The following is a 7,691-nucleotide window of genomic DNA, read 5'->3' on the forward strand; positions in this document are numbered from 1 at the left end:
GAATGAGGTGAGCTATGGATCTTATAGAAAAAATTGAAAAACTAAAAAAAGAGAGAAATGCTATCATATTAGCTCATAATTATCAGCTTCCTGAGATTCAAGATATTGCAGACTTTGTAGGAGACTCTTTAGAACTTTCCCGTATCGCAAAGAAAGTAGAAGAAAAAGTTATTATTTTTTGTGGAGTCCATTTTATGGCAGAAACTGCAAGTATCTTAGCACCAGAAAAGAAAGTGCTTTTGCCTGATTTAAATGCGGGATGTCCCCTAGCAAATATGATAACTGCAGAAGATGTAAGAAGACTAAAAAAAGAATTTCCTAATGCACTGGTGGTGGCATATATTAATACATCCGCGGAAGTTAAAGCAGAGAGCGATTATTGTTGCACTTCTGCTAATGCAATAAATGTGGTAGAAAAGGTTCCTTCTGAGGAAATTATATTTATTCCCGATAGAAATCTAGGTTATTACGTAAGTAAAAATACAAAGAAAAAGATGTACATATGGAATGGATTTTGTCCTACTCACCAAAGAATTCTTCCCCAAGATATTGAAAGGCTAAAAAAGGAGCATCCCAATGCAAAAGTAGTAGTTCACCCCGAATGTAGAAAAGAAGTACTAGAGCTTTCTGATAAAATTGCTAGCACCAGTGGGATTATAAGATTTGTAAAAGAGGATGAGGGAAAGGAATATATAATAGGAACAGAGATGGGAATTCTCCATAGACTGAGAAAGGAATGCCCTGATAAGATATTTTATCCTGCATCTTATCTTTCCGTTTGTCCCAACATGAAGAAAATTACTTTGGAAAAGGTTTTATGGGCTTTAGAGGATTTAGAGCCCGAAGTAAAAGTTAAAGAACCTATAAGATCAAGAGCGTTAAAGGCTATTGAGAATATGCTTAATTTATGAGGGAATATTTTTTTGATATTATCATAGTAGGAAGTGGAATTGCAGGTCTTGCATCTGCTTTTTATTCTCCTGAGAATTATAAAGTTGCTCTTTTTACAAAGGAGAGATTAGAAGAAAGTAGCACCTATTATGCTCAAGGGGGAATTGCTGTTGCCCTAAATAAAGATGACTCTCCCCTACTCCATTTCGAAGATACTCTAAAAGTAGGAGCAGATTTTAATGAGGAAAATATAGTAAAGATAGTTGTTGAAGAAGGAATAGAAAGAATAAAGGATTTAATTGAAATTGGAGTAAACTTTGATCGAAGTAATGGACTTGAATTTACACGAGAAGCAGGACATAGTAGAAGAAGAATCCTTCATGCCCATGGAGATTCCACAGGTCTTGAAATAGCAAAAACTCTAATTTCAATAATCAAAAATAAAAAAAATATATCCATTTTTGAAAATTATTTCCTTGTGGATCTAATAAAAGAAGAAGAAAAAATAGTTGGAGGTATTTTTCTGAATGAAAAAGGAGAGTTAGAGGTAATTTATAGTAAATATACCATTCTTGCAACAGGAGGAGCAGGACAAGTTTATCTTTATACAACAAATCCTAAAACAATTACAGGAGATGGTTTAGCAATTGCCTATAGAGCAGGAGCAAGATTAATGGACATGGAATTTTTTCAATTTCATCCCACCGCATTAAAGATAGATCTTCCTCAAAGATTTTTAATTTCCGAGGCAGTAAGAGGTGAGGGAGGAATCCTAAGGAATTATTATGGTGAAAGGTTCATGTTAAATTATCATCCCCAAGGAGAATTGGCAGGAAGGGACATAGTAACTAGAGCTATATACTTAGAGATGTTAGAGACAGAAAGGGATATATATTTGGATTTTAGACCCATTGGAGAAAGAAAAATTAAAAAAAGATTTCCTAATATTTTAAAGATATGTAAAGAATATGGATTTGATATTTTAAAGGAACCTGTACCTGTGGAACCTGTAGCCCATTACTTTATGGGAGGAATAGAGACCGATGAATTGGGAAGAACAAGCATAAAAAATCTATATGCCTGTGGAGAGATAGCCTGTACAGGTCTTCACGGAGCTAATAGATTAGCTAGCAATTCCCTTTTAGAAGGATTAGTCTTTGGAAAAAGATGTATCTTAGGTATTCTTAACGATAATTCTTCTCCGTCTCTTGATCCTTTAAAATTAAAACTAGAAATACAGGAGAAAAAACCTTCCTTTAATAAATTGGAACTCAAAAAATTAATGTGGGAGAATGTAGGGATTTTAAGGGAAGGAAAAAAGTTAGAATTTGCCTTAAGAACATTAGAAAAATGGATAGAGGAAGTTGACTTTTTCTATCCCGATAGAGAATTTTTAGAATTAAAAAATATGACCACTGTAGGTTATTTGATGGCTAAATCTGCCCTTTTAAGAGAAGAAAGTAGAGGAGCTCATTTTAGAGTAGACTTTCCTACTATGAGGGACACATGGAGAAAACATATAGTTTTAGAAAAGGATAAAGAGGTGATATATCGTGATGTCAATTCCCCACCATCTTTTAAGAAAAATCGTTGAAGAAGCCTTAGAAGAGGATATAGGATTTGGTGATATAACAACAGAAAGTATTGTCCCTAATAATCTTTATGCAAAAGCTTTAATCATTGGAAAAGAAGAAGGTATTATTGCAGGAATTCCTATTGCAGAAGAAGTTTTTAAATATTTAGATCCATCAATAAATTTTTCCCCAAAAGTTTTAGAAGGAGAAAGAATAGAAGAGAATAAAATCATTGTAGAAATTTATGGAAAGGCAAAAGCAATTCTTACTGGAGAAAGAACCGCCTTAAATTTTCTTCAAAGATTATCAGGAATAGCCACCTTTACTAATTATTGTGTTTCCATAGCAAAACCTTATGGTGTCAAAATCTTAGATACAAGAAAAACTACACCTCTTCTTAGAATATTAGAAAAATATGCAGTAAAAATAGGGGGAGGAGAAAATCATAGATTTGCTTTATATGATATGGTTTTAATAAAGGATAATCATATAAAAATTGCAGGAAGTATAACGGAAGCCATAAAAAGGGTAAGAGAAAGAGTTTCCCCCTTTTATAAGATAGAGGTAGAGACAGAAAACTTGGAGCAGGTTGAAGAAGCCTTAGAAAATAAAGTAGACATTATCATGTTAGATAATATGGATATAGAGACTATTAAAAAAGCAGTAGAAATAATTAAGGGAAGAGCATTAATTGAGGTATCGGGAAATATAAAACCAGAGGATATTAAAAATATTGCCCCATTAGGGATAAACTTTATCTCCATGGGTAAATTAACCCATTCTGTAAAAAGTTTGGACCTTAGTCTAGAAGTTATTAAGGTTGAATAATGGGAAAAAGAAAAATTGCATTAAGCTGGCCCGAAGGAAATCTTAATTATAAAAAAGCTTTAGAGAAACTTGATATTCCCTATATAGTGCTTTCACCAGAGGAAGAAATAAACTTTAGATAAATAAGAAAAGGGACCAATGGGAATTTAATCTGATAAAGGAGACCTTTAAAGGATACTAATCTTTATAAAATCTTAGGAAAAGAGGAAATAATGGTAAATAGTAACCATCATCAAGCAATAAAAAGGCTTGGCAAAAATCTAAAAGTATCTGCAAAATTTATAGATAATGGACTTGAAATTATAGAAGGTATAGAGCACGAAAATTATCCCTGAAAGATTAAATTGCGAAGAATCATATCTCACTTTTTAATCTCTCTTGACAACTTTGATATAAAGTATAAACTATATATGGTTTAGCACTCTCAGGGTGAGAGTGCTAAAATTTGGAAAATGAGGTGGAATTATGGAAGAAAAAGAAATCTTGGAAAAGGAAGAAACAAAAGAGGTTGAACTTAAAAGGGAAGAAGCAAAACCTGAAACCTTAGTAGATGACTGGGAAATAAAATATATAAGGCTTCAGGCTGAGTTTGAAAATTTTCGACAAAGGTTAAGAAAAGAAAAAGAAGAATGGCAAGAAATTGCCAATGCTCGTTTATTAAGAGAAATTGTGAATATTATGGATAATTTTTCCTTGGCTTTGGAAACTATGAAACATTCAAGGAAAAAAGATGCTATTATAGAAGGGGTTAATATGATTTATAAACAATTTGAAAACCTCCTTCAGAATGAGGGGGTGGTAAAGATGGAAACAATAGGAAAACCTTTTGATCCAGCCTTACATGAGGCAGTGGGGCTGGAAGAAATTGAAGATGGTGAGGAAAACTTAGTAGTAAGAGAGATTTCTCCTGGATATTTCTTTAAGAATAAAATTTTAAGACCTGCTAAGGTGATTGTATCTAAAAAAATAGAAAGAAAGGAGGTAGAGAATAATGGCAAAGATTGTAGGAATTGATCTCGGAACAACAAATTCCCTTATTGCATATCTTGAGGGAGGAAGACCTGTAATAATACCCAATGCAGAGGGAAGTAGACTAACTCCATCAGTGGTTGCTTTTACAAAGGATGGACAGCTTCTTGTAGGAGAGCCTGCAAAGAGACAGGCAATAGTTAATGCGGAAAGAACTATAAGATCTATTAAGAGACATATGGGAACAAATTACAAAGTAAAAATAGATAATAAGGAATATACTCCTCAAGAGATTTCCGCAATGATCTTAAGAAAGTTAAAAAATGATGCGGAAGCATACTTAGGAGAAAAAATTGAGAAGGCAGTAATTACTGTTCCTGCATATTTCTCTGATGCCCAAAGACAGGCTACAAAGGATGCAGGAGCCATCGCAGGATTAGAAGTGGTAAGAATAATAAATGAGCCTACAGCTGCTGCTCTTGCCTATGGTCTTGATAAGGAAGGACATCAAAAGATTTTAGTTTTTGACCTTGGTGGTGGTACCTTTGATGTATCCATCTTAGAAATTGGAGATGGAGTATTTGAGGTTATAGCAACCTCTGGAAATAACAGGCTTGGTGGTGATGACTTTGATGAAAGAATTGTAAACTATCTTGTAGAAATATTCTTAGAAGAGCATGGAATTAATCTAAAAGAAGATAGAACTGCTTTACAAAGGCTATTCGAGGCAGCAGAAAAAGCAAAGATAGAATTATCTTCTAAATTGTCTACAGAGATCAATCTTCCCTTTATAGCCATGAAGGGAAATACCCCATTACATCTTTCCTATACATTAACGAGAGCAAAATTTGAAGAGCTAACCTATGATCTTGTTGAAAAAACAAAGGAGCCAACAGAAAGGGCATTGTCCGATGCGGGACTTTCTCCATCCCAGATAGATAAAATTATCCTTGTGGGTGGAGCAACAAGAATGCCCTGCATACAAGAATGGATCAAGAAGCATTTTGGAAAGGAACCTCAAAGGAATGTGAATCCTGATGAGGCAGTAGCTCTTGGTGCAGCAATACAAGCAGGAGTAATTGGTGGAGAAATAAGAGATATTGTTCTTGTCGATGTAACTCCTCTTTCCCTTGGAATTGAAACCCTTGGTGGAGTATTTACAAAGATTATTGAAAGAAATACTCCCATCCCTGTATCAAAGAGCCAAATCTTCACAACTGCTACAGATTACCAAACCAGTGTGGAAATTCACGTATTACAAGGAGAAAGAGCTTTAGCAAAGGATAATATTACTCTTGGAAGATTTATTCTTGATGGAATTCCTCCAGCACCAAGGGGAGTACCTCAGATTGAGGTTACCTTTGATATAGATGTGAACGGGATCGTGCATGTTTCTGCAAAGGATAAAGCTACAGGAAAAGAGCAAAGAATAACAATATCTAATGCCATAAGACTTTCCGAGGCAGAGATTAAAAGAATGACTGAAGAAGCAAAGAGATTTGAGGAAGAAGATAAAAAGAGAAGAGAAGAGATCGAAACAAAGAATCAGGCGGAGCATCTTATTTACACCGCAAGAAAAACCATAAAAGATTATGGAGATAAGGTAAGTAAAGATTTGGTTCAAAAAGTAGAAGATAAAATAAAGAATTTAGAAGAGTTAATCAAACCAGAAAGAATAAATGTAGAAAATGTACGAAAGGGAATGGAAGAACTAACTCAAGCATTAGGAGAAATAGGACAAGTAATGTATCAGAGTGCAGGAACATCTACAAATCCAGGTCAAGGATCCTCTGAAAATCCAGGCGGAAAGACTATAGACGGAGAATACAAGGTGAACTAAAATGCCTACCAAGAAAGATTATTATGAAATCCTGGGTGTGCCAAGAAACGCCACCCAGGATGAAATAAAACAAGCCTATAGAAAACTGGTAAGACAGTATCACCCTGACTTAAATAAGGATCCCTCCGCCCATGAAAAATTTAAAGAAATTAATGAAGCATATGAGGTACTTTCTGATCCCCAGAAAAGAGCTCAATATGACCAGTTTGGTCATGTAGGAGACTTTGCAGGATATGAAGATTTTCAAAGAAACTGGCAGGGTGGTGGTTTCGACTTTGGAAGAACTTTTGAAGATATTTTTGAGGACTTTTTTGGAGATAGTATCTTTTCTGATCTTTTTGGAAGAAGGGAAAGACAAAGAGCTACTCCTAGGAAAGGTGCGGATCTAAGATACGATTTAACTGTTACCTTAGAAGATGTAGTCTTTGGTACAACAAAGGAAATTTTTGTAACTAGAACAGAGGTTTGTGGAACCTGTAAAGGATCGGGTATTGCTCCTGGAACATCTCCAATAAATTGTGATATGTGTAGAGGAACAGGACAGATAAGAGATACAAGAAGAACACCCTTTGGACAATTTGTTCAGATAACCACTTGTCCTAAATGTCATGGGACAGGAAAAATTATAACTAATCCTTGTCCTTCCTGCCATGGGACAGGTAAAGTAAAAGCAAGAAGAAGAATTGAGGTGAAAATCCCTCAAGGGGTAGATGAAGGACATGTAATAAGACTTGCAAGGGAAGGAGAACCAGGAGAAAATGGTGGTCCCAATGGAGATCTATATATTTATATCCATATTCAGCCCCATAAATACTTTAAAAGAGAAGGACAGGATCTATACTTAGATTTCCCTATTGATTTCCTCACTGCAATCCTTGGAGGAGAGGTAGAGATACCTACCATAGAAGGAAAGGAAAAGGTGTTTATAAAGCCAGGAACTCAAAGTGACGAGATAATAACATTAAAAGGAAAAGGAGTTCCATATTTAGAAGGAAAAAGAAGAGGAGATCAAAAGGTAAGAATTTTAATCTCGGTCCCTCAAAATCTGACCCAAAGAGAAAGAGAACTTCTTCTTGAGCTTGCAAAATTAAGAGGATTTAATGTTGAAAATAACAAAGGATTTTTTGAGGAGATAAAGAAAACCTTTAAGAAAGGATAGGAAGAAATTAAATAATTGTGAATCCAAATTTTTCAGGATTTTCTAATAGCTCTTTTATATACTTCAAAAATTCTTCAAAATCTCCTAAATTATTTTGGATAATATTATAAAGTTCTTCTAATGATACCTCTGAATAAAAATGGATTAATCTATTCCTATATCCTGCCATTTTTACAAGTTTTTCCTTTGCAAAATCCTCAGGGATAATATTTTCTTTTGCAAGGGCAAGAGCTATATCCTTATAAGTTGATATTCTTATTCCAGGTATTCTTGATAAAATATGATTTCCTATATCAAAAACTGCTTCTAAAGCTCTCCTTAGATAATGCTCTGCAATAGCAAAATTATCGTCTTTTTCAAACTCTTCCAGGGGGATTTTCTTAAACTTTAAAAGCCTATTAATATCCTTTTCAATCTCTCTTATCCTTTG

General features: G+C 34.4%; 8 protein-coding genes and 1 pseudogene. 8 read left to right on the forward strand and 1 reads right to left on the reverse strand.

Annotation, left to right across the window (positions count from 1 at the left end):
• The first annotated feature begins 14 nt into the window (after nucleotides 1-14).
• From nadA to dnaJ, 8 genes and pseudogenes are all read left to right on the forward strand, one after another.
• Complete coding sequence (gene nadA / locus NZ841_03045) at nucleotides 15-911, forward strand: quinolinate synthase NadA (protein ID MCS7201734.1); 897 nt, start codon at nucleotides 15-17, stop codon at nucleotides 909-911.
• A complete protein-coding gene (nadB, locus tag NZ841_03050; GenBank protein MCS7201735.1) occupies nucleotides 908-2,485 on the forward strand; it encodes an L-aspartate oxidase in 1,578 nt (525 codons plus the stop codon). The genes nadA and nadB overlap by 4 nt, the downstream gene beginning before the upstream one ends.
• Nucleotides 2,448-3,293: a carboxylating nicotinate-nucleotide diphosphorylase gene (nadC, locus tag NZ841_03055; GenBank protein MCS7201736.1), complete on the forward strand. Its 846-nt coding sequence runs from the start codon at nucleotides 2,448-2,450 to the stop codon at nucleotides 3,291-3,293. Before nadB ends, nadC begins: the two co-directional genes overlap by 38 nt.
• A complete protein-coding gene (locus NZ841_03060) occupies nucleotides 3,293-3,415 on the forward strand; it encodes a hypothetical protein (GenBank protein ID MCS7201737.1) in 123 nt (40 codons plus the stop codon). Before nadC ends, NZ841_03060 begins: the two co-directional genes overlap by 1 nt.
• A gap of 60 nt (nucleotides 3,416-3,475) precedes the next feature.
• A pseudogene (locus NZ841_03065) lies at nucleotides 3,476-3,628 on the forward strand (gamma-glutamyl-gamma-aminobutyrate hydrolase family protein).
• Nucleotides 3,629-3,758: 130 nt separating this feature from the next.
• Entirely contained in the window at nucleotides 3,759-4,307 is a 549-nt protein-coding gene (locus tag NZ841_03070; GenBank protein ID MCS7201738.1) for a nucleotide exchange factor GrpE, read from the forward strand.
• Nucleotides 4,285-6,102 carry a molecular chaperone DnaK gene (gene dnaK / locus NZ841_03075; protein ID MCS7201739.1) on the forward strand — a complete coding sequence of 606 codons (1,818 nt, stop codon included), beginning with the start codon at nucleotides 4,285-4,287 and terminating at the stop codon, nucleotides 6,100-6,102. The genes NZ841_03070 and dnaK overlap by 23 nt, the downstream gene beginning before the upstream one ends.
• Nucleotide 6,103: 1 nt before the next feature.
• A complete protein-coding gene (dnaJ, locus tag NZ841_03080) occupies nucleotides 6,104-7,261 on the forward strand; it encodes a molecular chaperone DnaJ (protein ID MCS7201740.1) in 1,158 nt (385 codons plus the stop codon).
• Between the two features lie 7 nt (nucleotides 7,262-7,268).
• Here dnaJ and NZ841_03085 read toward each other — a convergent pair whose 3' ends face one another.
• On the reverse strand, nucleotides 7,269-7,664 hold the full coding sequence (locus NZ841_03085; GenBank protein ID MCS7201741.1) for a DUF86 domain-containing protein: 396 nt from the start codon (nucleotides 7,662-7,664) through the stop codon (nucleotides 7,269-7,271).
• Nucleotides 7,665-7,691: the final 27 nt, after the last annotated feature.

The sequence above is a fragment of the Dictyoglomus sp. genome (assembly GCA_025060475.1).
Classification (GTDB): Bacteria; Dictyoglomota; Dictyoglomia; order Dictyoglomales; family Dictyoglomaceae; genus NZ13-RE01.